Here is a 26,655-nt window from a genome sequence, read left to right as displayed (position 1 = left end):
ATGCCCCGTCACCCGCTGTACTCGCGGACAGAGGCCCCTCACCCCAGCCCTCTCCCCGCGAAGGGCGGGGCGAGGGAGTTCACGGCAGCTGCCGCAAAGCCGGACACGAACCACGGAACCTCCCGTTCCCCCGTGGCAAAAGAACACTAGCTCTTCGAATCAACATTAATGCTAAGCTTGCCCGGCTTGGGGGAGCGCAGCGGACTTGGTGGACACCGCGTTTCTCTCAAGCCACGAGACCTTATGGACTTGAGGGCTTTCCGCACGACATGATCCGCATTTCCACGATTTTCATCGCCATCTGCATGGTGCTGGTCGCCGCCTCCCTCGGCCTGACCCTGTATGCGGTGGCGGGCATCAGCGGATCGGAATCCGCGATCGTCGCGCTGGCCGCCCTGACCGTCCTCGTCCTTTACAACGCCGTGTCGATGCGGCTGCGCGACCGCACCGATGTCGGCGGCCAGATCGCCGACCTGTCGCGCGGCACCGCCGACCTCGCCCGTCAGGTCGCCGAATTCGGCCGGCGGCTAGCCACCGTCGAAGGCCGGGTCGCCTCGGCAAATGCCGCGGGCGCCGAGCGCATCCAGGGCGTGGTCGGCGAGATCAGCGAACTCGGGACCCTCGTCAAGCAGCTCGCGGCCTCCGTCGCCAGCCATGACGACATGTTGGCCGCGGGGGTGCCGGCCGCTGCCGCCCCTGCCGCCCTACCCGCGCCCGCGAGCAAGCCGGACGATGAACCGCAACCGGTCGCGCCAATGTTCGCGCAGGAAACCAGCACCGCGGTTCCCCCGCCCCCCGCCGTGGCGCAGCCGAAAATCGCCGAGGCGCCCTCACCCTCGCGCAGCCAGCCCCAGGTGCTGGCCGCGGTGAAGAGCGCGGTCGAGGAAAACCGGATCGACATCTATCTGCAGCCGATGGTGACGCTGCCGCAGCGCAAGGTGCGCTTCTACGAGGCGGTGACGCGGCTGCGCGACGACAAGGACCAGCTGCTCGCCGCCGACGATTTCATCACGGTTGCGGAAGCGGCCGGGCTGATCGGCCGCATCGATCACATGGTGATGCTGAAATGCGTGCAGGTGCTGCGCCGGCTGATGGTGCGCAACAAGGATGTCGGCGTGTTCTGCAACGTCGCCGCCGCGACCTTGGGCAATCCCGTGACCTTCACGCAGTGCCTTGATTTCCTCGAGGCCAACCGGGCCTTGGCGCCGTCCTTCGTGCTCGAATTCAAGCAGGCGACGTTCCGCAATCTCGGCCCGACCGAGACCGAGCATCTGGCGGCGCTGGCGCAGCGCGGCTACCGCTTCTCGATCGACCACGTCACCGATTTGCGGATCGAGCCGCGCGAACTCGCCGACCGCGGCGTCCGCTTCATCAAGGTGCCGGCGGCGCTGTTGCTCGATCAAAGGCAAACTTCAACATCCGACATTCACCCGTCGGACTTGTCGGACCTGCTCGGCCGCTTCGGCATCGACCTGATCGCCGAACGCATCGAGGGCGAGCGGGCGGTGGTCGATCTGCTCGATTACGACGTCCGGTTCGGGCAAGGGTTTTTGTTCGCGCCGCCGCGGCCGTTGCGGCCGGAGGGCGCATCTGCTACCGGCGGGGCTCCCCCCAACAAGGCGCAGGAACCCAATGGCTCTGGCAAGACCGCATCCATCGATGCTTCCCCGATCGATCCCCAGCGCGCGACCGGCAACGCCGCGCTGGCGCGGCGCGCCGCGGGACCGGGCTGACCGGCCATCATGACGTCGCTTCATTTTGTCGAGCGACTGCGCGACCTCACAAGCTCCGTCGACGTCGTGCTCTCGGATATCTGGGGCGTGGTTCATAACGGGCTGGAGGCGTTTCCCGAGGCCTGCGAGGCGCTGCATCAGTTTCGTAAAGGCGGCGGCACGGTGATCCTGATTACCAACGCGCCGCGGCCGGCCGATTCGGTGCAGCGGCAGTTGCGCAAGCTTGGTGTCGCCGACGATACCTATGACGCCATCGTCAGTTCCGGCGACTTGACCCGGCATTTTGTCGCCGAGCACCCCGGCCGCAAAATGTACTGGATCGGCCCGGAGCGCGACAGCTCGATCCATCGCGGACTTGACGCGGTGCTGGCGCCGCTGGAACAAGCCGATTACATCGTCTGCACCGGCTTGTTCGACGACGAAACCGAATCGGCGGAAGACTATCGCGCGATGCTGCTCAAGGCGCGCGAGCGCAAGCTGACCTTGATCTGCGCCAATCCCGACATCGTGGTCGAACGCGGCGACCGGCTGATCTATTGCGCCGGCGCGGTCGCCGAGCTCTACCGCGAACTCGGCGGCGAGGTGATCTTCTACGGCAAGCCGCACCGGCCGATCTATCAGCGCGCCATCGAACTCGCCGCCGAGCGGCAGAGCCATCCGATTGCGCTCAATCGCGTGCTGGCGATCGGGGATTCGGTGCGCACCGATCTCGCCGGCGCCCACGGTTTTGGCATCGATTGCCTGTTCGTCACCCGCGGCATCCACGCCGAGGATTTTGAAGGTATCGACCAGCTCGATCCCGCCTCGGTGAAGGAATTGTTCGGCCACCCGCCAAAGGCGCTGATGCGGGAGTTGCGGTGGTAGGGGTGCTCCTCCCTCGCCCCGCTCTTCGCGGGGAGAGGGTTGGGGTGAGGGGCTGTCGCCGCGTCAAGACTTTGAGTTGGCAAGCAGTGTGCCCTGCCCCTCACCCGAAATTCGCTAATGCGAATTTCGACCTCTCCCCGCATAAGGGCGGGGCGAGGTGAAGAAAGCCGGCAATCGGGGCGAGGCAGGAGCGCGCCTTTACGCGCTCACCGTATCCGGGAACACCGCGTCGATCTTGGTCTTCAGGGTCGCGGCATTGAACGGCTTGACGATATAGTTGTTCACGCCGGCCTTCTTGGCAGCGATCACGTTCTCGGTCTTGGATTCGGCCGTGATCATGATGAACGGGGTGGTCGCGAGATTGGGGTCGGCGCGGACTTCCCGGAGCAGGTCGTAACCGGTCATCGGCTCCATGTTCCAGTCGGAGATCACGAGGCCGTATTTCTTGCTGCGCATCTTGTTCAGCGCCGCCGATCCGTCGCTGGCGTCGTCGATATTCTCAAAGCCAAGCTGTTTCAGAAGATTTCTGATGATGCGGATCATGGTGTTGTAGTCATCCACCACCAGAACCGACATCGACGTATCAACCGCCATCTTGGACCCCCAGAACCACTAAACGCCGCAAACCAACAGCCTGCACGGGCCCGAACAGCCCGCAGTTCGCCTCCCAGCACTAGCAGCAGCCGTTAAACAGCCCGTTAATCGGGCACCGCCGAAAGAACATACCTAAGGCGCAACCGCCGCGGGTCCCGGCCCCGCTTGACTTGGTTGGCCCCGCCGCGCCACGGTCGCGCCCCGATCCGGACCTCCGTTGAAGCATTCCTGATATGACGCCTGGTTTTACCGTTATCCGCGACAGCACGCCCTTAACCGCGATCCCCAAGGGGACGGTGGTGGCGATGGGTAATTTCGACGGCGTCCACCTCGGCCACCGCGCGGTTATCGCGGCTGCCCTGCAGATGGGGCGCGCCCATGGCCGGCCGGCGCTGGCGGTGACGTTCGAACCGCACCCGCGCAAGTTTTTCAGCCCGAACACGCCCCAGTTTCGCCTCACCGACGAGGCCGCCAAACTAAGGCTGCTGGCCGGCACCGGGCTCGCCGGCGCCGTGGTGATGATCTTCGACAAGGCCCGGGCCGGGACCACGGCGCAAGATTTCATTCACCATGACCTGATCGAGCGGCTGGGCGTCAGCGGAATTGCGGTCGGCTACGACTTTCATTTCGGCAAGGGACGGGTCGGCTCGCCGAGCCTTCTGGTCAACGAAGCGCCCCGGCTCGGCATCGAGGTCGATGTGCAGCCGCACATCGATATCGAGGAACGGCCGGTATCTTCCAGCGCGATCCGGATGGCGCTCGCCGAGGGCCAGATCGACGACGCCACCGCGATGCTCGGCGGCCCCTGGTTCGTCTGCGGCGAGGTGATCCATGGCGAGAAGCGCGGCCGCGATCTCGGCTATCCCACGGCGAATATCCGGCTCGACAAGAACTGCGGCTTGAAGCACGGCATCTATGCGGTGCGGGCCGGCCGGGGAAGCGAGCGATTGGATGGCGTCGCGAGCTTCGGCCGCCGGCCGACGTTCGACAATGGCGCGCCGCTACTGGAAATCTTCCTGTTCGATTTCAACGGCGACCTTTATGGAGACGTGCTCGATGTCGCCTTCATCGGCTTCATCCGCGAGGAATTGAAGTTCGACAGCGTGGAGGCGCTGGTCGCCCAGATGAACGACGACAGCGCCTGGGCCCGCGCGCTTCTGGCCGCCGCGCCTGGGGCCTTCCCCAAGCTTGGAACCATCCTGTCATCTCAGGAATGAGCGCAACTGCGCTCATTCCGAAGGCGCGAGCCTCTTCGGCGAGCCTCGAAGGATGACAGCCCGTGGCCCATCCTTCGAGGCTCGCCCAGCGGTGCAAGTGCACCGCAAGGCTCGCACCTCCCGAGTGAGCGCAATTGCGCTCATCCGGGGATGACGCTGGCGTGTGCGGGGCCCCTTTGCGCTTCCCGCCCCCGGCTGCTATGGAAAGCCGCATGTTTGCGCGGCGCACCATCAGCATTAGCGGCCCGGCTTCCGCCTGAGCTTCGGCTCAGCGCAAGTCCGGGACCCCGACTGATTCATCCGCGAAAAATCGCGTTTTAGCGCCCTTTGAGCCAAACCAGAGCCTTCATGTCCGAAAAGCCGCAAAAGTCCGACGCTTCCGACTATTCCAAAACCCTGTTCCTGCCAGAGACTGAATTCCCGATGCGCGCGGGGCTGCCGCAGCGCGAGCCGGAAATCCTCAAGACCTGGAATGAGATCGGCCTCTATCGCAGGCTGCGCGAGGAGGCCGCTGGCCGGCCGAAATTCGTCCTCCATGACGGCCCGCCTTACGCCAACGGCAACATCCATATCGGGCACGCGCTGAACAAGATCCTCAAGGACGTGGTGACCAAGAGCCAGCAGATGCTCGGCTTCGATTCCAATTACGTGCCGGGCTGGGACTGCCACGGGCTGCCGATCGAATGGAAGATCGAGGAGGAGAACTACCGCTCCAAGGGCAAGGCCAAGCCGGACTTTCGCGATTCCGCGGCGATGGTGGCGTTCCGGAAAGAGTGTCGTGCCTATGCGACGCGTTGGCTCAACGTGCAGCGCGAGGAATTCAAGCGGCTCGGCATCATCGGCGACTGGGATCACCCCTACGCCACCATGGATTATTTCGCCGAGGCCCAGATCGCGCGCGAACTGATGAAGTTCGCCGCCAACGGCACGCTCTATCGCGGCTCCAAGCCCGTGATGTGGAGCGTGGTGGAAAAGACCGCGCTGGCGGAAGCCGAGGTCGAGTACGAGGATTATACCTCGGATACGGTGTGGGTGAAGTTTCCGGTCGCCCAGGTCGAGCTCGCTTCCGGAAAGGATGCCTCGGGCGCGATCGTGCAGGCCGTCAGCGACGCCAGCGTCATGATCTGGACCACCACGCCGTGGACGCTGCCGGGCAACCGCGCCATCAGCTTCTCGCCGAAGATCGCTTATGGGCTTTTTCGCGTCACCGAATCGCCGGCGGATAATTGGGCGAAAACCGGCGATCTCCTGATCCTCGCCGAGACGCTGGCGGATGCGGTGTTCAAACAGGCGCGCGTCACCGCTTACGAGAAAGTCGGCAACGTACCGGCGAAGGTGCTGGCGGCGATGGAATGCGCCCATCCTCTGCAGGGGTTTGCGGGCGGCTATGAATTCCGCGTGCCGTTGCTCGAAGGCGATCACGTCACCGACGATACCGGTACCGGTTTTGTCCATACCGCGCCCGGCCATGGCCGAGAGGACTTCGATGTCTGGACGGCGAATGCGCGCGCGCTTGAAGCGCGCGGCATCAACACCACCATCCCCTATACCGTCGATGAGAACGGCGCCTTCACCGATCAAGCGCCGGGTTTTACGGGAAAACGCGTCATCAACGACAAGGGCGAGAAGGGCGACGCCAACGAGGCCGTGATCAAGGCGCTGGTCGAACGCGGCACGCTGCTGGCGCGCGGGCGGCTAAAACATCAGTACCCGCATTCCTGGCGCTCGAAGAAGCCGGTGATTTTTCGCAACACGCCGCAATGGTTCATCGCGATGGACAAGGACATTGCGGACAACGGCCACGCGCATCATGGCGACACCCTGCGCACCCGCGCGCTGAATGCGATCGGGGTGACGCAATGGGTGCCGCCATCAGGGCAAAACCGCATCAACGGCATGATCACGAGCAAACCCGATTGGGTGATCTCGCGCCAGCGCGCCTGGGGCGTGCCGATCGCGGTGTTCGTGCGCGAGAAGGGCGATGGCTCGGCCGAGATCCTGCAGGATGAGGTGGTCAACAAGCGCATTGCCGAGGCCTTCGAGCAGGAGGGCGCCGACGCCTGGTACATGGACGGCGCCCGCGAACGCTTTCTCGGCTCGCACGCCAACGAAGAGTGGAAGAAGGTCGACGACATCTGCGACGTCTGGTTCGATTCCGGCTCGACGCACGCCTTCGTGCTGGAAGACCCCGTGCACTTCCCGGGGCTCGCCGGCATCAAGCGCAAGGTCGATGGCGGCGACGACACCGTGATGTATCTGGAAGGAAGCGACCAGCACCGCGGCTGGTTCCAGTCGTCGCTTCTGGAAAGCTGCGGCACCCGCGGCCGGGCGCCGTTCGATATCGTGCTGACCCACGGCTTCACGCTGGACGAGAACGGCCGCAAGATGTCGAAATCAATCGGCAACACCGTCGAGCCGCAAAAGGTGATCGCGCAGTCCGGCGCCGACATCCTGCGGCTCTGGGTCTGCGCCACCGACTATGCCGACGACCAGCGCATCGGCCCGGAAATCCTCAAAAACACCATCGAGACCTACCGCAAGCTGCGCAACTCGATCCGCTGGATGCTCGGCACGCTGCATCATTTCAAGCGCGGCGAAGCGGTCGCGCCTGCCGAGATGCCCGAACTGGAACGGCTGATGCTGCATCAGCTTAGCCAACAGGCGTCGATCGTGCGCCAGGCTTACGCCGAGTTCGATTACAAGACCGTGGTCGCCAGTCTTTCGGCGTTCATGAACACCGAATTGTCGGCGTTCTATTTCGACATCCGCAAGGACACGCTGTATTGCGATCCGCCGTCGTCGCAGGCGCGCAAGGCGGCGCTGACCGCAATCGACATGATCTGCGATGCGATCCTGCGCTGGTTCGCGCCGATCTTGAGCTTCACCGCTGACGAAGCCTGGCGGCTCTATCGGCCCGACGCCGAGCCGTCGGTGCACCTAAAACTGTTCCCGGACGGGCTTGAATCCTTCCGCGACGAGAAGCTCGCCGCGAAGTGGGAGACGATCCGCGATATCAGGCGCGTCGTCACCGGCGCGCTGGAAGTCGAGCGCGCCGCCAAGAAAATCGGCTCCTCGCTCGAGGCCTCGCCGATCATCTATGTGTCGGACCGAACGATGTTGGCGACATTGTTCGGCGTCGACCTCGCCGAAGTCTCGATCACCTCGAACTATGAGGTGCGCGAGGGCGAGGCGCCCCCCGACGCATTCCGCCTGAACGACGTACCCGGCGTTGCCGTCGTGGTCGAAAAGGCCGTCGGCACCAAATGCGCGCGTTCCTGGAAAATCCTGCCGAGCGTCGGCGAGGACGCCGAATATCCCGACGTCTCGCCGCGCGACGCGCAGGCGCTCCGCGAATGGAAGGCGCTCGGGGTTGCGGTCTGATATCGTCCGGTGAATTCAACTCTACCGTCGTTCCTGCTAACCGACCATCGTCGTCCCTGCGAAAGCAGGGACCCATAACCACCGGCGTTTGCGATAGACAAAGGAAGATGAACGAACACCTTTCAAACAAGAACCGTCACGGCGTCGCGATGAGCGCAAGCTGCGCTCACGCGGGGGTCCCTGATTTCGCAGGGACGACAGCATTTTTTGCGGCCGCGATCGCACCATGAAGACCTCCCGCCTCCGCCCCGGCATCCTCGCCGCACTTGCCGTGCTCGTGCTCGACCAGGCCTCAAAAGTCTGGCTGCTGTTCGTCTTCGACATCGGCCACCGCGGCGCGGTCGAGGTCACGCCGTTCTTCGATCTGGTGCTGGCCTGGAATGTCGGGATCAGTTTTGGGTGGTTTCAGAACGACAGCCAGTTCGCCCAGATCGCCCTGATGATCATCAAGGCGGTGGCGGTGGTGGTTTTGGCGATCTGGATGGCGCGGTCGCGCACCCTGATCGCGACCATTGCGCTGGGAATGATCATCGGCGGCGCCATCGGCAACGCCATCGACCGCTTCGCCTACGGCGCGGTGGTCGATTTCGCCCTATTCCACGTCCAGATTGGGGGAAAACCCTTCAATTGGTACGTGTTTAACCTTGCCGACGTGGCGATCGTTGCTGGCGTCGCGGCGCTGTTGTATGATTCCTTCCTGGGGGTACCCGCCGCAAAAGCGCCCTGATCCCGGCTGATACGACCCCTTGGTCGCAGTAGGGGAACTGCGGTTGAGATCGGCCAGCTAGCGAAATATTGAACAGGAACAGCGCGATGCGCGAGCCCGAAGGCAACGGTTGGATGATGCAGAATTCGTCGGGAGCGCTGACGCGCACCCTCCGGCTCGCTGTCGTCGCCCTCGGTATCGGCCTTGTCGTAACCGCCGGCGCCGCCCGCGCCCAGGACGATGATGAGGATGACAAGACCTTCGAGGAGAAGGTCATCGAAGGCATCATGGCCGGGATCGGCGGCACCAATATGGAAAACCGGGGCATCGATTACCGCGAGCGGTCCCCGCTGGTGGTGCCCCCGAAGATCGATCTGCCGCCGCCGGAAACCGCAAAGAGCGAGATCAAGGATCCAAACTGGCCGAAAGACCCCGACGAGGCGCGGCGCAAGGCTGTGATCGCGCGGCGGAAGAAAGAAAACAAGGATCCACGCGAAGCCAGCCGCGTGCTGATGCCGAGCGAACTCAATGCCCGCGGCCCGAAATCCACCGGCGGCGAATCAGTCGATCAGCCCGGCGGCAATCCGGGGGCCAGCGCCGTCCTCAGCCCCTCGCAGCTCGGCTACAACGGCGGCTTCAGCGGGCTTTTTGGCGGCAGCAAGAGCGAGACGGCGCCGTTCAAGGGTGAGCCGACGCGGGAATCCTTGACCCAGCCGCCTCCGGGGTATCAGACCCCGTCGCCGAATTTCATGTACGGCACCGGGCCCAAGGAATCCTTGAACAAGGAATACAACCCGGCCGCCGGCAAGTATGGCGAATAGCCGCCCTTCGTCTCGCAGCTTCTTGACGAGTGCCGGCAGCCGCGCGGTGTACGATGCCGCGGTTTCAGCCCGGACGCTTCTGTCCGGGCGTTCAAACGGGTCATAATGTCCTCATATCGCTTAGCTGCCTCTCTCCTCGTCGCGCTGCTTCCGGCGTTCGCTATCTCAACAGGCACCGCTCTTGCCCAGACCACCGTGACGTCGGATCCGCCGGCCAGCTTCACGCTTGCCAACGGCCTGAAGGTTTTGGTGATCCCGGATCACCGCACCCCAGTCGTTACCCAGATGATCTGGTACAAGGTCGGCTCCGCCGACGAGACGCCGGGCAAATCGGGGCTGGCGCATTTTCTCGAACATCTGATGTTCAAGGGGACAGCCAAGCATCCCGCGGACGAATTCTCCCAGACCGTGCTGCGGATCGGCGGCAACGAGAACGCCTTCACCTCGACCGATTACACCGGCTTCTACCAGCGCGTGCCGCGCGAACATCTCGCCGAGATGATGGCGTTCGAGGCCGACCGCATGACCGGCCTTGTCCTCAAGGACGAGAACGTGCTGCCGGAGCGCGACGTCGTGCTCGAAGAATACAACATGCGCGTCGCCAACAATCCGGAAGCGCGGCTGACCGAGCAGATCATGGCGGCGCTGTACCTCAATCACCCCTATGGCCGCCCCGTGATCGGCTGGCACCATGAGATCGAAAAGCTCAGCCGCGACGATGCGCTGGCGTTCTACCGGCGCTTTTACGCGCCGAACAATGCGACGCTGGTGATCGCCGGCGACGTCGATATCGGCGAGGTCCGCCCGATGGCGGAGCAGACCTTCGGCAAGGTCGCCCCGCAGCCGGCGATCCCGGCGCAGCGGACCCGCCCGCAGGAGCCGGAGCCGGTCGCACCGCGCAGCGTGACGCTCGCCGATCCTCGCGTCGAACAGCCGAGCGTCAAGCGTTATTACCTGGTGCCGTCGGCCGCCACCGCAGCATCAGGGGAAAGCGCCGCGCTCGATGTGCTGGCGCAATTGATGGGCGGCGGCAGCAATTCCTATCTTTACCGGGCGCTCGTGGTCGACCACCCGCTCGCGGTCTCTGCCGGCGCCGGCTACCAGGGCACCTCGCTCGATCCGACGCAGTTCGTGATCTCGGCCTCGCCGAAGCAGGGCGTCGAGTTTTCGCAGATCGAACAGGTGATCCACGGCGTGATCGCCGATGTCGGGCAAAAGCTCGCTTCAGCTGAGGATCTCGAGCGCGTCAAGACGCAGCTGATCGCGGAAGCAATCTACGCCCAGGACAACCAGGCGACGCTGGCGCGCTGGTATGGCGGGGCGCTGACCACCGGCCTCACCGTCGAGGATATCAGAAGCTGGCCGGACCGGATTCGCGCCGTCACCGCCGAACAGGTCCGCGCCGCCGCGCAAAAATGGCTCGACAAGAACCGCTCGGTGACCGGCTACCTGATCAAAGACACTGCGCCGAAGCGCGAGGAGAAGCGTTCGTGACCTATCCGTTCGTGTCTTACAAGGTTGGCGCGCGGCGCATCGCCCTCGTTGTCGCCGCCCTCCTCGCGATGCTGCCGCTGGCTTCGACGCCATCGCAGGCGGCGGCGAAAATCCAGCATCTGATCTCGCCCGGAGGTATCGAGGCCTGGTTCGTGCAGGACTCAACCGTGCCGCTGATCGCGATGGAATACGCCTTCGGCGGCGGCGCGACCCAGGACCCCGCCGACAAGCCCGGCGTCGGCAATCTGGTCGCCGACCTGCTCGACGAAGGCTCAGGCGATCTCGATTCCAATACGTTCCATGAGCGCCTCGACCGTCGCGCCATCGAGCTCAGCTTCACCTCGACGCGGGAGCAATTCCGCGGCAGCCTGCGCATGCTCCGCGATAACAAGGACGAAGCCTTCGACCTGTTGCGGATGGCGCTGACCTCGGCCCATTTCGACAGCGCCGATGTCGAACGGATTCGTTCCCAGGTGATCTCCAGCCTCAAGCGCGATACCTCCAATCCGACCTCGCTGGCGAGCCGCAAATTCCTGGAAATGGCCTATGGCGACCACCCCTATGGCCGGCCGACCAGCGGCACACTGGACAGCGTGCCGAAGATCGACGTCGCCGACATGAAGGATTATGTCCGCCGCGTGCTCGCCAAGGATACGCTCAAGATCGCCGTGGTCGGCGATGTCGATCCGGCAACGCTCGGCAAATTGCTCGACCAGACCTTTGGCGGATTACCGGCCAAGGCCAGCCTGATACCGGTCGCGGATGTCGAGGCCGCCAAGCCGCCGCAGCGCGCTTTCGTTCCGCTCGACGTGCCGCAGACGGTCGTCATGTTCGGCGGCCCCGGGGTGCGGCGCCATGATCCGCATTTCATGGCCGCCTATGTCGTGAACCACATTCTCGGCGGCGGCACGCTGTCGTCGCGGCTCTATCGCGAGGTCCGCGAGAAGCGCGGCCTTGCCTATTCGATCTATGAATCGCTGCTCTGGATGGACCATTCGGCCCTGGTGGCCGGCACCACCGGAACCCGCGCCGACCGCGCGGGCGAGACCATCGATGCCATCGAGAAGGAAGTCCGCCGCATCGCCGTTGACGGCCCGACCCAGCAGGAGCTCGATGAGGCCAAATCCTATCTTAAGGGCTCGCAAATGCTGGCGCTCGACACCTCCTCGAAGCTGGCGGCGGCTTTATTGCAGTACCAGCTCGACAAGCTCCCGATCGACTATATCGAGAAGCGCAACGCCATCGTCGACGCCGTGACGCTGGACGAGGCGAAAAAGGCCGCGCAGCGGTTGTGGGGCCAGGGCCTGCTCACCGTGGTCGTCGGCCGCGCCCCGCAGGCCGCAGCACAGCCGGCCGCGGTGGCGGCACCTACGGCGAATTGACAGCTTCGGAAGACAAACGGTCGGCAAACCCGGTATCGTGTTCCGCCTGATTCCATCGGGGAATATCGGGCATCCGGTGACACCATGCTGCGGATTTCCCGCGACCTTGCAATCGACGAGAACGACATAGAGATCTCCTTCGTTCGCGCCTCCGGCCCGGGCGGGCAGAACGTCAACAAGCTCGCAACCGCGGCGCAATTGCGGTTCGATACGCGCAACATCGCGCTTGCCGATGACGTCGCGGCGCGGCTCAATCGGCTCGCGGGCCAGCGCATGACCAAGGACGGCGTGATCGTGATCCACGCGCAGCGCTTCCGCACCCAGGAGCGTAACCGCGCTGATGCGATCGACCGCTTGCTCGAACTGTTGCGCGAAGCCCATGTGCGGCCGACCCCGCGGCGGCCGACCAAGCCGACATTCGGATCGAAACAGCGGCGGCTGGAAGGCAAAAAGCGCCGCGGCGACATCAAGGCGAAGCGCGGCTCGGCCCGGTTCGACGACTAAGGCAGCATCTCGGCGCGGCAACGTTCGCACCATAAAACAGCCCGCTACTACCACCGCCGGTTCGCGACCCACTAAGCTCGGCTCGCGCCAACGGTGATAGCGATGAAAAAGCCACGCGCGGTACTCGTCATGGGGCTGGCATTTTGCAGCGCGACGACGACTGTCGAGGCCGCCTCGGCTCAACTATCCTTGCCGGCGGCGAAGCCGCCCGATGGCGCCGCGCTGTTCAAGCAGCAATGCGGCACCTGCCACACCACCAGTTTCTCCGACGCTCCCCGGCAGGGGCCACCGCTGGTCCAGATCGTCGGCAGGCCAGCCGGCAAGGCCGAGGGCTTCCACTTTTCGCCGGGCCTCGCGCAGGCCGATTTCAGCTGGGACGAGGCCAGACTCGATGCGTGGCTGACGAATCCGCAAGCCGTCATTCCCGACGCCGTCATGGCCTACCGCCAGGCCAAGCCTGAAACGCGCGCCGCCATCATCGCATATCTGAAGGGATTGAACTGAATGGCAAAGCCGGTTCATTCGATGATCCGCGTTCTCGACGAAACGAGGTCGCTCGATTTCTACGCCCGCGCGTTTGACCTGCAGATCGCCGATCGCCTGGTGTTTGAAGACTTCGCGCTGATCTACCTGCGCCACGCCTCCTCGCCGTTCGAACTCGAACTGACGGTGAATTTCGCCCGCAAGGAGCCCTACCTTGCGGGCGACGGATACGGCCATCTCGCCGTCGTCGTCGACGATCTCGATGCCGAGCACGCCCGCTTCGAGCAGGAGAAATTGTCACCCGGGCCGCTGCGCGATTTCAAGCATGATGGCGCGACGCTGGCGCGCTTCTTTTTCGTCACCGATCCCGACGGCTACAAGATCGAGGTGATCCAGAAAGGTGGCCGCTTCGGCTAATTCATCAACAAGAACGTTCAATGGAGGATACCCATGAGAGAAGTTGATCGTCGAGGCAAATACAGCCGCCGAATCTTTCTGCAGGGTGCCGCGAGCGCGGTTCCGGTCGCAGCGGTTGCGGCGAGCACCGGAATAAGCATCGCGGATGCGTGGGCCAACGAGGCGACCACGCTTTCGCCCGCAACAATGAAGACGCTGGTGAAAGTCGCGCGCGACATCTATCCGCACGATTTCCTGGTCGACAGCTATTACATCACGGCGATCAAGCCGTGGGATGCCAAGGCGGCCAAGGACCCGGCGACCAAGGCGCTGCTTGAAGATGGCGTTCGCCGTCTCGATCAGGACGCGCAGGATCGGCACAAGGTCGCCTACGCTCAAGTCCCCTGGGAAGCCGACCGGGTCGTCTTGCTACAGGGAATTGAGCAGACCGATTTCTTCAAGAAGGTTCGCTCCGATCTTGTCGTCTCTCTCTACAACCAGGAAGAGCTGTGGCCGAAATTCGGCTACGAGGGCTCATCCGCCGAGCACGGCGGCTACATCAAGCGCGGCTTCAACGACATCGATTGGCTGCCGAAAGTCTGACGGCTTCGAACATAAATCGGTTGGGAGGACATCATGGCGAAATTTGATCTGAACGATGATGGCGTGGTCGTAATCGTCGGTTCCGGCGCCGGCGGCGGCACGCTGGGCAACGAACTGGCCCAGAAGGGCGTCAAGGTTGTGATCCTTGAGGCCGGGCCGCGCATCGAGCTGCAGGACTTCGTCAACAACGAATGGGAAAGTTTCACGCAGCTGGCGTGGAAGGATATGCGAACCACCTCCGGCAACTGGCGCGTCGCCAAGGATTTCGCCAACCTGCCGGCGTGGATCGTCAAGTCGGTCGGTGGATCGACCGTCCATTGGGCGGGCGCGTCGTTGCGGTTCGACGAGCATGAATTCAGGGTCCGAAGCGTTTACGGCAACGTGCCCGGCGCCAATCTGCAGGATTGGCCGATCACGCTTGCCGAAATGGAGCCGTGGTACGCCAAGGCCGAGGACAAGATGGGGGTAACGCGCACCAACAACATTCCGGGATTGCCAGGCAACAACAACTTCAAGGTGATGGAAGCCGGTGCGAAAAAGCTCGGCTACAAGGAGATCCACACCGGGCGGATGGCGATCAACAGCGAGCCGCGCGACGGCCGTGGGTCATGCCAGCAAATCGGCTTTTGTTTCCAGGGCTGCAAGTCCGGGGCGAAATGGTCGACGCTTTATACGGAAATCCCGAAGGGCGAAGCGACCGGCAACCTTGAAGTTCGTCCCAGCAGCATGGCGCTCATGATCGAGCATGATGCATCGGGCAAGATCACCGGCGTCGTCTATGCCGACGAGGCCGGAAAGACGCAGCGCCAGAAGGCGCGCATTGTTGCCGTCGCCGGCAACTCGATCGAGAGCCCCCGGCTTCTGCTCAACAGTGCGTCCAACATGTTTCCCGACGGCCTCGCCAACTCTTCCGGCCAGGTCGGGCGCAACTACATGCGTCACATGACCGGCAGCGTCTATGCCGTGTTCGACAGGTCGGTTCACATGTATCGCGGCACCACCATGGCCGGTATCATCCACGACGAGGCACGACACGATCCATCCCGCGGCTTCATGGGCGGCTATGAAATGGAAACGCTGTCGCTTGGTTTGCCCTTCATGGCGGCCTTCCTCAATCCGGGGGCATGGGGACGCCCGTTCACCGCGGCGATGGAAGGGTATCCACGCATGGCGGGGATGTGGCTGGTCGGCGAGGATATGCCGCAAGAAACCAACCGCGTGACGCTTGACCCCAAGGCAAAGGATAAATTCGGCTTGCGGGTTGCGAGCGTGCATTACGACGATCATCCCAACGACATCGCCATGCGCGATCACGCCTACAAACAAGGCTCGGCGGTTTACGAGGCCGTCGGCGCGACAGTGACCTATCCGACCACGCCCTATCCCTCGACGCATAATCTCGGCACCAACCGGATGAGCGCGAAAGCAAAAGACGGTGTCGTGAACAAATTCGGCCAGACCCACGACATCAAGAATCTGTTCATCTCGGATGGCAGCCAGTTCACCACCGGCGCAGCCTGCAATCCGACGCTGACGATCGTGGCGCTTGCCGTCAGGCAGGCGGATCATATCGCCGGCGCCATGCAGCGGAAGGAAATCTAGCATCGGCTCAGTCGCGCATCCGAGCCTCATGGTTCGAGACGCGCGGCGTAGCCGCGCTCCTCACCACGAGGATTTAGAGAACCTCATCCTGAGGAGCACGCGTCAGCGTGCGTCTCGAAGGATGAACGCGTGCTGGCTCGTAGAACTATTCCGCAGCGACCAACCTCGGTCCGGCCTCCGCAAGGAAATCTGGCGTCACCGTCGCGGTCTTCGATCGATAGATCAGGCACGAGCAGCGCAGCAGCGAGGCAAAATTATGCACTTCGCCGCAATGATCGAGGACCTCGCTGTGAAGACAGCTGAGAAATTTCGCAAGGCTCATGTCTTGCTTGCTGGCGATTTCTTCGAGCGTATCCCAGAACGCCATTTCCAGCCGGATCGAGGTAGAGTGGCCATCGATGCGAAGCGATCTGGTCTGTGATTCGTAGTCCCGTTGAGGCTGGTGAGCGAACAGCTGGCACATGAAGATACCCTCCCGATCTTTCTTGTAGCTTTTCTAAACGATATACCCGGCCGGCGCGGGTCACAATGTTCCCGCCAGGCCCACGGCACCAATCGGACAATGAGCCGGCCCATCTCCTTGCCGAGGCGAGCTTTTTTCACCAGACGGGCATCGCCGCAACAGCGAAAAACTCCGGCCGCCGCGCGACCGGAGTTCTTGATTGTTAAAACCGGAACCTTTCGAAAACGCCTAGTAGCGTTTGCCCGGGGCCGCGGGATCGCTCATCGCCCCGCCGGTACCCTTGGTCGCGCCGGTTGCGGCACCTACAGTGCCTCTGCCCTTCGCATTGACGCCGGCCTTCTCTCCGGGCGCGCTCTGCTGTGCATTGAGGTCCGTGTCGCTGCCGCCCGTCATCCCTCCCTGCATGTTGCTCTTGCCCTGCGCACCGCCGCGGATCTGGGTGTCAGATGAGGCGCCTTGCGCCAGCACGGGTCCAGCAAGGATGGCCGACACCGCTAACGCGATCGCTGAGGTCTTCACTAACTTCATCCACTTCTCCCAAGTTTGTTTTGCGATGAACGGTTCGGCTCATCTACGCCGTCCGCCGGTACCGGACCCGCCCATCGCATCGAGGAAAATTGCAACGAACGGCGCATTCGCCATGCAACCGGCGCGGTGTGGTAATCGTGCAGGGATTTCTGGGTGATTTCGCGAAACCTTGGCCACGGGATGACCTCATATGCGGCAGTCCCAAGCACTTACGCACCCCATTTCACGAAAATTCCGCGAAAACACCGTTTTGGCGCATGCATTTGGTTCGGTGGCCGCTTAAAATTGGCGATCGATCCTCGAATCGACGTTTAAGAATTCATGCCCGTCCGCCAGCTTCCCGAACAGGTCGTCAACCTCATCGCCGCCGGCGAAGTGGTCGAACGGCCCGCGAGCGTGGTCAAGGAACTGGTGGAGAACGCGATCGACGCCGGCGCCAGCCGGATCGACATCTTCACCGATGGCGGCGGCAGGCGACGGATCGGCATCACCGACGACGGCAGCGGCATGACCTCGGCCGATCTGGCGCTCGCGGTCGATCGCCATGCGACGTCGAAACTCGATGATGAGGATTTGCTGCGGATCCGCACGCTGGGATTCCGCGGCGAGGCGCTGCCCTCGATCGGCGCGGTCGCAAAACTCGGCATCACCACGCGCCATGCGTCAGAGCCGCATGCCTGGTCGCTGTCGGTCGAAGGCGGACAGAAATCGGCGATCATGCCGGCAGCGCTTTCGCAAGGCACCCGGGTCGAGGTCAGCGATCTCTTTTATGCGACGCCGGCGCGGTTGAAATTTCTCAAGACCGACCGCACCGAAGCCGAGGCGATCCGCGAAGTGGTGCGGCGCCTCGCCATGGCGCGGCCCGACATCGCCTTTACGCTGGCCGGCGAGGAGCGCGCGCCGGTCACCTGGGCAGCAGTGCTGCCCGGCGCCAGCGGCCGGCTGACCCGGCTCGGCGATATCTTGGGCGGAGATTTTCGTAGCTGCGCGATCGAGGTGCGCAGCGAGCGCGAAGGCGTCGTGGTCGAAGGTTTTGCCGCCGCGCCGTCGCTGACGCGGGCCAACGCGCTCGGGCAGTATCTGTTCGTCAACGGCCGTCCAGTGCGCGACAAGCTGATTTTGGGCGCGGTGCGCGCGGCCTATTCCGACTATCTGCCGCGTGACCGCCATCCGGTGGTGGCGCTGTTCGTGACGCTCGAGCCGGAAAGCGTCGATGCCAATGTGCATCCGGCCAAAACCGAAGTGCGGTTCCGCAATGCTGGCCTGGTGCGGGCGCTGATCGTGCACGCGCTCAAAGACGGGCTTGCCCGCGAAGGCAAGCGCACCGCGGCCAACAGCGATGGTGCGGCGATCGCCTCGTTCCGCCCGTCGTTTGCGCCTCCGCCGCGCGCCAATTGGGACTGGCGGCGCTCGCCGGCCTATCCGGTCGGCCCGCGGCCTTCCTTCGAGGGCGCGGCGGCGACCGCCTTTGCCGAACCCGGACAGGCCGCCTTCGATGTCGGAGCGCCGACCGCCGATGTCCGGTTTCAGGAGCAGCCAGCCGCCGATCTGCTCGACCGCCCGCTCGGCGCGGCGCGCACGCAGATCCACGAGACTTACATCGTATCGCAGACCCGCGACGGCCTGATCGTGGTGGACCAGCACGCCGCGCATGAGCGCATCGTCTATGAAAGACTGAAGGCATCATTGGCGCGCAACGGCGTGGCGCGGCAGATTCTTCTGATTCCGGAGATCGTCGAACTGGATGAGGCAACCGTCGAGCGGCTGCTTGGACGCGCGGACGAACTCGCTTCGTTCGGGCTTGCGATCGAATCCTTCGGGCCAGGTGCGGTCGCGGTACGCGAGACGCCGTCGCTGCTCGGCAAGACCGACGCCGGCTCGCTCTTGCGCGACCTCGCCGAGCACATGGCGGAATGGGACGAGGCCTTGCCGCTGGAGCGGCGCTTGCTGCATGTCGCGGCCACCATGGCCTGTCACGGCTCCGTCCGCGCCGGCCGCCGCCTCAAGCCGGAAGAGATGAACGCGCTATTGCGCGAGATGGAAGACACGCCGAATTCCGGCCAGTGCAATCACGGAAGACCGACTTACGTGGAATTGAAGCTGTCGGATATCGAGAAGCTGTTCGGGAGACGGTGAAGCGGAGAATCATCCTTCGTCATGGCCGGGCTTGTCCCGGCCATCCACGTCTTTTTCTCCGCTCACAAAGAAAGACGTGGATGCCCGGGACAAGCCCGGGCATGACGACATCAGTTTGACGCCCGCAAAAACACAAACTCGGTATCGTCATACACCCGCCGCTCCAGCTCTTCGAAACCATCCGGCGCCGCAAATTCCGCCGCCTTCGCCTCTTCCACCACCAGCAACGCGCTTGGCGCGAGCCAGCCCCCGTCACGCAACGATGCCAGCGCCTTTTCGGCAAGACCCTTGCCATAAGGCGGATCGAGGAACACCAGCGAGAACGGTTCCATCGGATGCGCCTCGCCGAGATTGGTGGCATCACGGCGGTAGACTTTTGTCACCCCGCCGAGCGCAAGTGCTTCCACATTGTTGCGCAACAGCGCACGCGCCTCCGTGCCGTTATCGACGAACAGCGCGAACTTGGCGCCGCGCGAAATCGCTTCGATGCCGAGCGCGCCGGTGCCGGCGAACAGGTCGAGCACGCGCGCATCGGCAATCGGATCGTCATAGGCGTGGATCAGGATATTGAACAGCGACTCGCGCAAGCGGTCCGCGGTCGGGCGTATCTCGCGCGAGGCCGGCGACGCCAGATTGCGGCCCTTCAATCGCCCGCCGACGACGCGCATCAGGAAGCGCAAGCACGGCGGATGGGCTCCCTTCCCCCTTGCGGGGTCGAGACGAGCGAAGCTCGCTCTGAAGGCTTGGGGAAGGGGGTGCCACGCACACCGAATCCCCGTGGGGCACCCCTCTCCCTGACCCTCCCCCGCAAGGGGGGAGGGAACGGAGAGAGCTCGCGCACAATGGAAAGAGTCAGACAGCGACTCGAGTGCGACATCCCGAACCTCATCCGAACAACCCTACTCGTCCCGCGGCTTGAGGTCGCGCTTGCCGTGATAGCCGCGTTGCGGGCGGCGCGGCGGGCCGTAGCCGTTGGCTTCGGCCTCGTTGCGGGCGCGGGCTTCCTCGCTGCCGGTGCGCTGCACCAGCACCCGGCGGCCCTTGCGGTCGGCGATCAGGCCGCTCTTGCCGGCCGGCTTGAACGGCTTTTTGCCGCGCGGCGTGTCGGCCTCTTCATGCTCAGGCGCTGCCTGCGCCTCGCCAGGCATCGGCCGGTTGAAATCCGCGCCTGCGAGGGCGGCGATCTTTTCGCCGAGCTGATCGCGCAGCACCCGCGTCTTGACCTCCTCGACCGCACCTTCGGCAAGTTCGGCCAATTGGAACGGCCCGTAGGACACCCGGATCAGCCGGTTCACTTCAAGCCCGAGATGCGCCATCACGTTGCGCACCTCGCGGTTCTTGCCTTCGCGGATCGCAAACACCAGCCAGACATTGGCGCCCTGGTCGCGCTCCAGTGTCGCGTCGATCGGGCCGTATTTGACGCCGTCGACTTCGACGCCCCTTTTCAATTCATCGAGCTGCGCCTGTGTCACCTCGCCATGGGCGCGGACGCGATAGCGCCGCAGCCAGCCGGTGTCGGGCAGTTCGAGCGCGCGCGCCAGCCCGCCGTCGTTGGTGAGCAGCAACAGGCCCTCGGTGTTGAAATCGAGCCGGCCGATCGAGATCAGCCGCGGCAGGCCCTCCGGCAGATTGTCGAACACGGTCGGCCGCCCTTCGGGATCGGCATGGGTGGTCATCAGCCCGCGCGGCTTGTGGAACAGAAACAGCCGGGTACGCTCGCGCGGCGGCAACGGCTTGCCGTCGACGGTAATGACGTCGTTTTCGGTAACATCGAGCGCCGGCGAGTTGATGACGCGGCCATTGACGGTGACGCGGCCCTGCACGATCCATTCCTCGGCGTCGCGGCGCGAGGCTAGTCCCGCCCGCGACACCACCTTGGCGATGCGCTCGCCGGATTTTTTCACTTTCGGCGGCCGTGCCGGGCGGCGCTCCTCCACCGGGCGCTCGCGATAGGCGCCGCGGCCGCCGAACGCCGGGCGCTTTGCAAAGATCTTGCTGTCATCCTCGTTGTCGCGGCGCGGCCGGTCGGACGATCGCCCTTCGCTGCGCGGATGTTCCTGCCAGGCGTTACGCGCCTCGCGGGGCCGATCGAATTTCGGGCGGTCCTCACGCGGACGATCGAACTTCGGCCGCTCACGGAACGGACGGTCGCCTTGCGGGCGATCCTCGCGCGAACGCGAAAACCGCGGACGCGCGTCGCCGCCGCGATCGTCCCGCGGTTTGTCAAAGCTTCGCGCGCCTTCACGAGCGGGGCGCGAGTTGCGACCGACGTGATCAGGCGAAGATGCGTCGCGCTTCTGCCACGGCTTTGAATCGCCGCGATCTGCACCGAAATCCCTGCGCGGACCCCGATCGCTGTGGTCGCTGTCGCGACTGCCGAAATCCTTTCGAGGACCTCTGTCGGGCGCGCCACGGGAAAATTTCTTGTCGCCACCAAATTTTCTCTCGGGCCGATCGCCGCGGGGACGATCGCCATCCCCGCGAAAACCCTCGCCGCGCGGCGTGTAGGGGCGCTTCTCACCGCCGCCCTCGCGTGGCGTATATGGCCGCTTGTCGCCGAATTTCTTCTCGGCAAAGCGCGAGGCCGGACGGCTCTCACCGCGCGGCGCGCGGTCGTCGCGGTTATAGTTCGGGCGATCGCCACGCGGCGTGTAGGGACGCTTTTCGCCGTCGCGGGGACGGTCATCGCGGTTGAAGCGCTGTGGACGTGGCGCGTCAGCGTGGTCGCGGCGCGGCGGCGCGCCTTCGCGTTTGCCGGCGTAGGGTTTGCCCGAACCCGCATAGGGCTTCTTGGCGTATGATCTGGCGCCGTCAGGCTTGCCGGCGTACGGGCGCTTGTCGCCCTCGCCCTTGCCGCCAAAACCGCGCTTGGCAAACTTCTTCTCCGGTCCCCTGGCGGCGCCGGATCGGCCCTTGCCACCGGAGGGGCGGTCACGCCGGCCGCGGGAATCGTTGTTTTTGTCGTTATCGCGGGGCATGAAAGGTCTCTCGTGAACGGATGAAATGGCGATCAGGTGGAGATGGGTTGTCCCAGCGAGAACGCGCACGCCCTTGGCTCAAGGCGCATTCTCACGCAAAATCGGGGTCCACTTTTGCTGAAGGCGCATCTCATAGCAGGTTTCTTCCGATGATACGAGGCATGACTGCCCCTTCTTTCATGGATTTGGCGCTGAAAACCGCGGAAAACGCCGGAAAATCCGGCGAAGTTCCGATCGGCTGCGTGATCGTGCGGAATTACGAGGTGATCGCCACCGCCGGCAACCGGACGCTGACCGACCGCGATCCGACCGCGCATGCCGAAATCCTGGCGATCCGGCAGGCCGCAGACGCCATCGGCACCGAGCGGCTGGTCGATTGCGACCTCTATGTCACGCTGGAGCCCTGCACGATGTGCGCTGCCGCGATCTCGTTCGCGCGGATCAGGCGGCTCTATTACGGCGCCGCCGATCCCAAGGGCGGCGCGGTCGATTCCGGCGTGCGGTTTTTTGCGTCACCCACCTGCCATCACGTGCCGGAGGTTTACTCCGCGGTCGGTGAGACCGAAGCGGCGACGCTGCTGCGGGAATTTTTCAAGGTGCGGCGGTGAGTTTGCCCCTCACCTCTCCCGCTTGCGGGGGAGGTCGACGCGCGAAGCGCGACGGGTGGGGGAAATCTCTCCGCGAACTCTAGCATCCGCAATGCGGCGCCACCCCCACCCCAACCCTCCCCCGCAAGCGGGAGAGGGAGCCCATCTTCCATGCGTTGAAGCAAGACACTCACGCCGCCACAAAAAACTCCAGCAGCGCCTTCGCTGTCGCGTCCGGATTTTCTTCCGTCAGAAAATGACCGGAATCGATCGGCGCGCCCGCAACATTGGTCGCCCATTTCTTCCAGCTATCGAGTGGCGTTGCCGCGGCGCTGGCGATGCCGGCATCGCCCCACAGCGCCAGCATCGGGATCGTGATCTTCTTGCCGGAATCGTGATCCACCTTATCGATCTCGAAATCGGCATAGGCGCCGGCGCGATAATCCTCGCACATCGCGTGCACCCGCGAGGGATCGCGGAAGGCCCTGAGATAATGCTCCAGCGCGCGCGGATCGATGCTGTCGAGGTTTTTGGATTTGGTCTGGCTCGCCATCTTGGTGCGCAGGAAGAAGTCGGGATTGCCGCCGATCAGCGTCTCCGGCAGCGGCGCCGGCTGCGCCAGAAACGTCCAGTGATAGATTTTCAGCGCATAGAGCCGGTTCATCCGCTCCCAATAGTCATAGGTCGGCAGAATATCCAATACCGCGAGCCGCGACAGCCGGCCGGGATGATCGAGCGCCAGCCGATACGCCACGCGGCCGCCGCGATCGTGCCCGGCGAGCGCAAAGTGCACATGGCCGAGCCGCTCCATCGCTTCCACGATTCCCTGCGCCATCGCGCGCTTGGTGTAGGGCGCGTGATCCTTGTCGCTGTCCGGCATATCCGACCAGCCATAGCCCGGCAGATCGGCGATGATGACGGTGAATTTTTCCGCAAGCCACGGCGCCACTCGGTGCCACATCACATGCGTCTCGGAAAACCCATGCAGCAACAATAGCGGCGGCCCCTTGCCGCCGACGCGGGCAAAGATGCGGCCGGAGGCGGTGTTGATCCATTCGGAAGCATAACCGGGAAACAGGTCGGCGAGATCGGGCATTTTTTCACACTCACGTCATCATTCGCGAGAGCTTCACTCTCACGTCATCATCCGCCAACGGGTCGCGCGAACGCGCGCCCGATGACAAGCTCCAGCGGATGATCCAGTAAACACCAATACCGCCACCGACAAAAGCCGCCGCAGCGTACTGGATACCCCGCCTGCGCGGGGTATGACGATGGTTGTGCGCGGTATGGCGCAGGTTGCTTCAAACTTTGTTTGTCGTTGCCGCTGGCCCCTCCCGGATATATGCCATCTCGCAAGCCCGACCAACAACAAACCAGAACGAGGAAACTTGCCATGTCGATCGATTTCGAAATCCCGACTGAAGCCAAGGCGATCCGCGAGAAAGTCCGCAAATGGGTGCATGAGGAATGCATTCCGGCGGAGAAGGAGCTCGACAGCAAGCCGCTCGACGAAGTGCTCGGCAAGCTGCGAAAGAAAGCGCGCGCGCAAGGGTTGTGGTGCCCGTTCGTGCCGAAGGAATATGGCGGCATGGGCTTGGGCCCGCTCGCCAACGCGCTGGTGCAGATGGAGCTCGGCGAAAGCATGCTGGGCGCGCTGTCGATGAACACGCAAGGCCCCGACGATGCCTCGATGATGACGATCCTCGAGCATGGCACGCCCTACCAGAAGGAAAAATTCTTAAAGCCGCTGCTGAACGGCGAGAAGCGCATCTGCTTCTCGATGACGGAAAAGGCGGCGGGTGCGGACGCCACCGGCATGCAGACATCAGCCGTGAAGGACGGCAACGAGAATTACATCCTCAACGGCGAAAAATGGTTCTCGTCGTCCGCAAGCGTCGCCGACATGGCGATGGTGATGGCCAAGACCGATCCGGACGCGCCGCGCCACAAGCAATATTCGACCTTCCTCGTGGAGTTGCCGAACCCCGGCTACAAGATCAAGCGCAACATCAAGAACATGGCGATCGAAGGCCCGCACGCCGACGTGATCCACGGCGGCCATTCCGAAATCGAGATCAGGGATTTGAAAGTGCCGGCCGACAACCTGCTCGGCGGCGAGGGCAACGGTTTTAACATGGGCCAGCATCGGCTTGCCTATGGCCGGCTGCGCCACGGCATGCACAACATCGCAAAAGCCCAGCGCGCGCTCGACATGGCGGCGGAGCATGTGACAAAGCGCTCGACCTTCGGCGTGCTGCTGGCCGACCGGCAAGCGGTGCAGTTCATGCTCGCCGACTGCGCCAGCGAGCTCTATATCGGGAGGTTGATGCTGCTGCACATCGCCTACAAGGCCGAAAAGGGCCTTGATCTGCGGCAGGAAAATTCGATCGCGAAAGTATTTCTGGCGCACATGGTGCACAAGGTGATCGACACCGCGATCCAGTTGCACGGCGCACTCGGCTTCAGCCAGGATACGCCGCTGGCGAAATGGTACACCCAAGTGCGCTCGCAGCGGCTGGTCGACGGCCCCGACGAGGTGCACAAATGGCGGGTCGGCCGCAATGTCATCAAGGCGTACCGCGAGCACGGCACCACGGCGTCGGCTGCGGGTGGGGATTTGCTCTAAGTTTTCACCCGTCATTCCGGACGGCGCGCAACGCGCGCCGATCCGGAATCTCGAGATTGTCTTGCACCTGAACGCCTCATCTCGAGATTCTCCGATGTGCAATTGCACATCGTAGTTCGATGCTTCGCATCGCCCCGGAATGACGGGGTTCTAACCGCCCGCTTTCTCCCGCTCCACCGCCTGCCAGCCGATGTCGCGGCGGCAAAAGCCTTCCGGCCATTGGATGCGATCGATCGCCTCATAGGCACGCCGCTGCGCCTCGGCGACGGTCTTGCCCAGCGCGCAGACGTTCAGCACGCGTCCGCCATTGGCGAGGATGGTGCCATCCTTCGATACCGTGCCGGCGTGAAAAATCTCGACGCCTTCGGCTTTTGCCGCGTCATCGAGCCCTTCGATACGGGTGCCCTTCGCATAATCGCCGGGATAACCCTTTGCCGCCATCACCACCGTCAGCGCCGCCTCGTCAAACCAGCGCAGATCAAAATTCTTCAACTGACCGTCGCAGGCAGCGAGCATCGCCGGCACGATGTCCGACATCATCCGCAGCATCAGCACCTGGCATTCGGGATCGCCGAAGCGGACATTGTATTCGAACAGTTTTGGGCCTTCGGGTGTGAGCATCACGCCGGCATACAGGATGCCGCGAAACGGCGTGCCGCGCGCTTTCATGCCTTTAACTGTGGGTAGAATGATCCTCGCCATGATCTCGGCATGGATTTCCGGCGTGACAAACGGCGTCGGCGAATAGGCGCCCATGCCGCCGGTGTTCGGCCCCTCGTCGCGATCGAACACCCGCTTGTGGTCCTGCGCGGACGCAAGCGGGATCGCGGTCCCCCCGTCGGACAGCGCGAAAAAACTGATCTCGCGGCCGGACAAGAATTCCTCGATCACGACTTCCGCACCGGCCGCGCCGAACGCGCCATCGAACATCATGGCGACGGCACCCTCGGCTTCGCGCAAGGTTTTTGCCACCACCACGCCCTTGCCCGCCGCCAGCCCATCGGCCTTGACCACGATCGGCGCGCCTTGCGCGCGGACATAGGCCAGCGCGTCGCCGGCCTTGGCAAACCGGCGATAGGCGCCGGTCGGAATGTTGAACTCGGTGCAGAGCGCTTTTGTGAATCCCTTGGAGCCCTCGAGCCGGGCGGCCTGCTTGCTCGGCCCGAACGCCTTGATGCCGGCGGCCGCGAGATCATCGACGATGCCGGCCGCGAGCGGCGTTTCCGGGCCGACCACGACAAGCTCGATCCGTTCACGCTTGCAGAAATCGATCACTGCGGCGTGGTCGGCAATATCGAGCGCCACGCATTCCGCCTCCCGTGCGATGCCGGCATTGCCGGGGGCGCACCAGAGTTTTGTCACCAGGGGGGAAGCAGCGATCTTCCACGCCAGAGCATGTTCGCGGCCGCCGGAACCGAGCAGGAGGATGTGCATGCGATGCAGCCAGAATGGGAGGTCCGAAACCGTGTCGGTCGCACGAGTCCGCCCCTGCCTGCAAGGGGTTTCCCGTCATTCCGGACGGCGCGCAATGCGCGCCGATCCGGAATCTCGAGC

General features: G+C 63.8%; 23 protein-coding genes. 16 read left to right on the top strand and 7 right to left on the bottom strand.

The window, feature by feature from the left end; genetic code table 11:
• The first annotated feature begins 269 nt into the window (after positions 1-269).
• A complete protein-coding gene (locus B5526_RS25765) occupies positions 270-1,733 on the top strand; it encodes an EAL domain-containing protein (protein WP_079542649.1) in 1,464 nt (487 codons plus the stop codon).
• 9 nt (positions 1,734-1,742) lie between these two features.
• On the top strand, positions 1,743-2,597 hold the full coding sequence (locus B5526_RS25760) for a TIGR01459 family HAD-type hydrolase (protein WP_079542648.1): 855 nt from the start codon (positions 1,743-1,745) through the stop codon (positions 2,595-2,597).
• A 198-nt stretch (positions 2,598-2,795) separates the two neighbouring features.
• Here B5526_RS25760 and B5526_RS25755 read toward each other — a convergent pair whose 3' ends face one another.
• Positions 2,796-3,191 carry a response regulator gene (locus tag B5526_RS25755; protein WP_079542647.1) on the bottom strand — a complete coding sequence of 132 codons (396 nt, stop codon included), beginning with the start codon at positions 3,189-3,191 and terminating at the stop codon, positions 2,796-2,798.
• Between the two features lie 233 nt (positions 3,192-3,424).
• On the opposite strand from B5526_RS25755, the gene B5526_RS25750 reads away from it, so the two are divergent.
• From B5526_RS25750 to B5526_RS25700, 11 genes are all read left to right on the top strand, one after another.
• On the top strand, positions 3,425-4,408 hold the full coding sequence (locus tag B5526_RS25750; protein WP_079542646.1) for a bifunctional riboflavin kinase/FAD synthetase: 984 nt from the start codon (positions 3,425-3,427) through the stop codon (positions 4,406-4,408).
• 348 nt (positions 4,409-4,756) lie between these two features.
• Positions 4,757-7,789: an isoleucine--tRNA ligase gene (gene ileS / locus B5526_RS25745; protein ID WP_079542645.1), complete on the top strand. Its 3,033-nt coding sequence runs from the start codon at positions 4,757-4,759 to the stop codon at positions 7,787-7,789.
• A gap of 226 nt (positions 7,790-8,015) precedes the next feature.
• Entirely contained in the window at positions 8,016-8,516 is a 501-nt protein-coding gene (gene lspA / locus B5526_RS25740; protein WP_079542644.1) for a signal peptidase II, read from the top strand.
• Between the two features lie 86 nt (positions 8,517-8,602).
• Positions 8,603-9,316, top strand: coding sequence for a hypothetical protein (locus tag B5526_RS25735; protein ID WP_079542643.1), 714 nt, complete (start codon positions 8,603-8,605; stop codon positions 9,314-9,316).
• 105 nt (positions 9,317-9,421) lie between these two features.
• Positions 9,422-10,810 (top strand): M16 family metallopeptidase, encoded by a 1,389-nt coding sequence (locus tag B5526_RS25730; RefSeq protein WP_079542642.1) that lies wholly within the window; start codon positions 9,422-9,424, stop codon positions 10,808-10,810.
• Positions 10,807-12,192, top strand: coding sequence for a M16 family metallopeptidase (locus tag B5526_RS25725; protein ID WP_079542641.1), 1,386 nt, complete (start codon positions 10,807-10,809; stop codon positions 12,190-12,192). Before B5526_RS25730 ends, B5526_RS25725 begins: the two co-directional genes overlap by 4 nt.
• Before the next feature lie 84 nt (positions 12,193-12,276).
• The gene (gene arfB / locus B5526_RS25720; RefSeq protein ID WP_079542640.1) at positions 12,277-12,696 is read left to right on the top strand and encodes an alternative ribosome rescue aminoacyl-tRNA hydrolase ArfB; all 420 of its coding nucleotides are present in this window, start codon (positions 12,277-12,279) and stop codon (positions 12,694-12,696) included.
• A gap of 129 nt (positions 12,697-12,825) precedes the next feature.
• Entirely contained in the window at positions 12,826-13,200 is a 375-nt protein-coding gene (locus B5526_RS25715; RefSeq protein ID WP_244562399.1) for a c-type cytochrome, read from the top strand.
• On the top strand, positions 13,201-13,596 hold the full coding sequence (locus B5526_RS25710; protein WP_079542638.1) for a VOC family protein: 396 nt from the start codon (positions 13,201-13,203) through the stop codon (positions 13,594-13,596).
• A 33-nt stretch (positions 13,597-13,629) separates the two neighbouring features.
• Positions 13,630-14,178 (top strand): Twin-arginine translocation pathway signal, encoded by a 549-nt coding sequence (locus tag B5526_RS25705; RefSeq protein WP_079542637.1) that lies wholly within the window; start codon positions 13,630-13,632, stop codon positions 14,176-14,178.
• Positions 14,179-14,211: 33 nt separating this feature from the next.
• Positions 14,212-15,780: a GMC family oxidoreductase gene (locus tag B5526_RS25700; RefSeq protein WP_079542636.1), complete on the top strand. Its 1,569-nt coding sequence runs from the start codon at positions 14,212-14,214 to the stop codon at positions 15,778-15,780.
• Positions 15,781-15,925: 145 nt separating this feature from the next.
• Here the strand turns inward: B5526_RS25700 and B5526_RS25695 are convergent, their stop codons facing one another.
• A complete protein-coding gene (locus B5526_RS25695) occupies positions 15,926-16,243 on the bottom strand; it encodes a ribbon-helix-helix domain-containing protein (RefSeq protein WP_079542635.1) in 318 nt (105 codons plus the stop codon).
• Positions 16,244-16,471: 228 nt separating this feature from the next.
• Positions 16,472-16,771 carry a hypothetical protein gene (locus B5526_RS25690; RefSeq protein ID WP_079542634.1) on the bottom strand — a complete coding sequence of 100 codons (300 nt, stop codon included), beginning with the start codon at positions 16,769-16,771 and terminating at the stop codon, positions 16,472-16,474.
• A gap of 321 nt (positions 16,772-17,092) precedes the next feature.
• On the opposite strand from B5526_RS25690, the gene mutL reads away from it, so the two are divergent.
• On the top strand, positions 17,093-18,907 hold the full coding sequence (gene mutL, locus B5526_RS25685; protein WP_079542633.1) for a DNA mismatch repair endonuclease MutL: 1,815 nt from the start codon (positions 17,093-17,095) through the stop codon (positions 18,905-18,907).
• A 110-nt stretch (positions 18,908-19,017) separates the two neighbouring features.
• On the opposite strand, the gene rsmD is transcribed toward mutL, so the two are convergent.
• Together rsmD and B5526_RS25675 are read right to left on the bottom strand one after the other, a co-directional pair.
• Positions 19,018-19,575, bottom strand: a complete 558-nt coding sequence (gene rsmD / locus B5526_RS25680; protein WP_079542632.1) for a 16S rRNA (guanine(966)-N(2))-methyltransferase RsmD — start codon at positions 19,573-19,575, stop codon at positions 19,018-19,020.
• Between the two features lie 231 nt (positions 19,576-19,806).
• Complete coding sequence (locus tag B5526_RS25675) at positions 19,807-21,885, bottom strand: pseudouridine synthase (RefSeq protein WP_079542631.1); 2,079 nt, start codon at positions 21,883-21,885, stop codon at positions 19,807-19,809.
• Between the two features lie 149 nt (positions 21,886-22,034).
• Between B5526_RS25675 and B5526_RS25670 the strand changes: the two genes are divergently transcribed.
• Positions 22,035-22,493: a nucleoside deaminase gene (locus B5526_RS25670; protein ID WP_079542630.1), complete on the top strand. Its 459-nt coding sequence runs from the start codon at positions 22,035-22,037 to the stop codon at positions 22,491-22,493.
• A 169-nt stretch (positions 22,494-22,662) separates the two neighbouring features.
• On the opposite strand, the gene B5526_RS25665 is transcribed toward B5526_RS25670, so the two are convergent.
• Positions 22,663-23,568 (bottom strand): alpha/beta fold hydrolase, encoded by a 906-nt coding sequence (locus tag B5526_RS25665; RefSeq protein ID WP_079542629.1) that lies wholly within the window; start codon positions 23,566-23,568, stop codon positions 22,663-22,665.
• A 300-nt stretch (positions 23,569-23,868) separates the two neighbouring features.
• Between B5526_RS25665 and B5526_RS25660 the strand changes: the two genes are divergently transcribed.
• A complete protein-coding gene (locus B5526_RS25660; RefSeq protein WP_079542628.1) occupies positions 23,869-25,101 on the top strand; it encodes an acyl-CoA dehydrogenase family protein in 1,233 nt (410 codons plus the stop codon).
• A gap of 150 nt (positions 25,102-25,251) precedes the next feature.
• On the opposite strand, the gene purD is transcribed toward B5526_RS25660, so the two are convergent.
• Entirely contained in the window at positions 25,252-26,535 is a 1,284-nt protein-coding gene (gene purD / locus B5526_RS25655; RefSeq protein ID WP_079542627.1) for a phosphoribosylamine--glycine ligase, read from the bottom strand.
• Positions 26,536-26,655: the final 120 nt, after the last annotated feature.

Origin of the sequence: Bradyrhizobium lablabi, from assembly GCF_900141755.1 — a bacterium.
In the GTDB taxonomy this organism is placed as follows: domain Bacteria; phylum Pseudomonadota; class Alphaproteobacteria; order Rhizobiales; family Xanthobacteraceae; genus Bradyrhizobium; species Bradyrhizobium lablabi_A.
The sequence above is the reverse complement of the archived record's forward strand: the minus strand, read 5'-3'. Positions and strand labels throughout refer to the sequence as shown.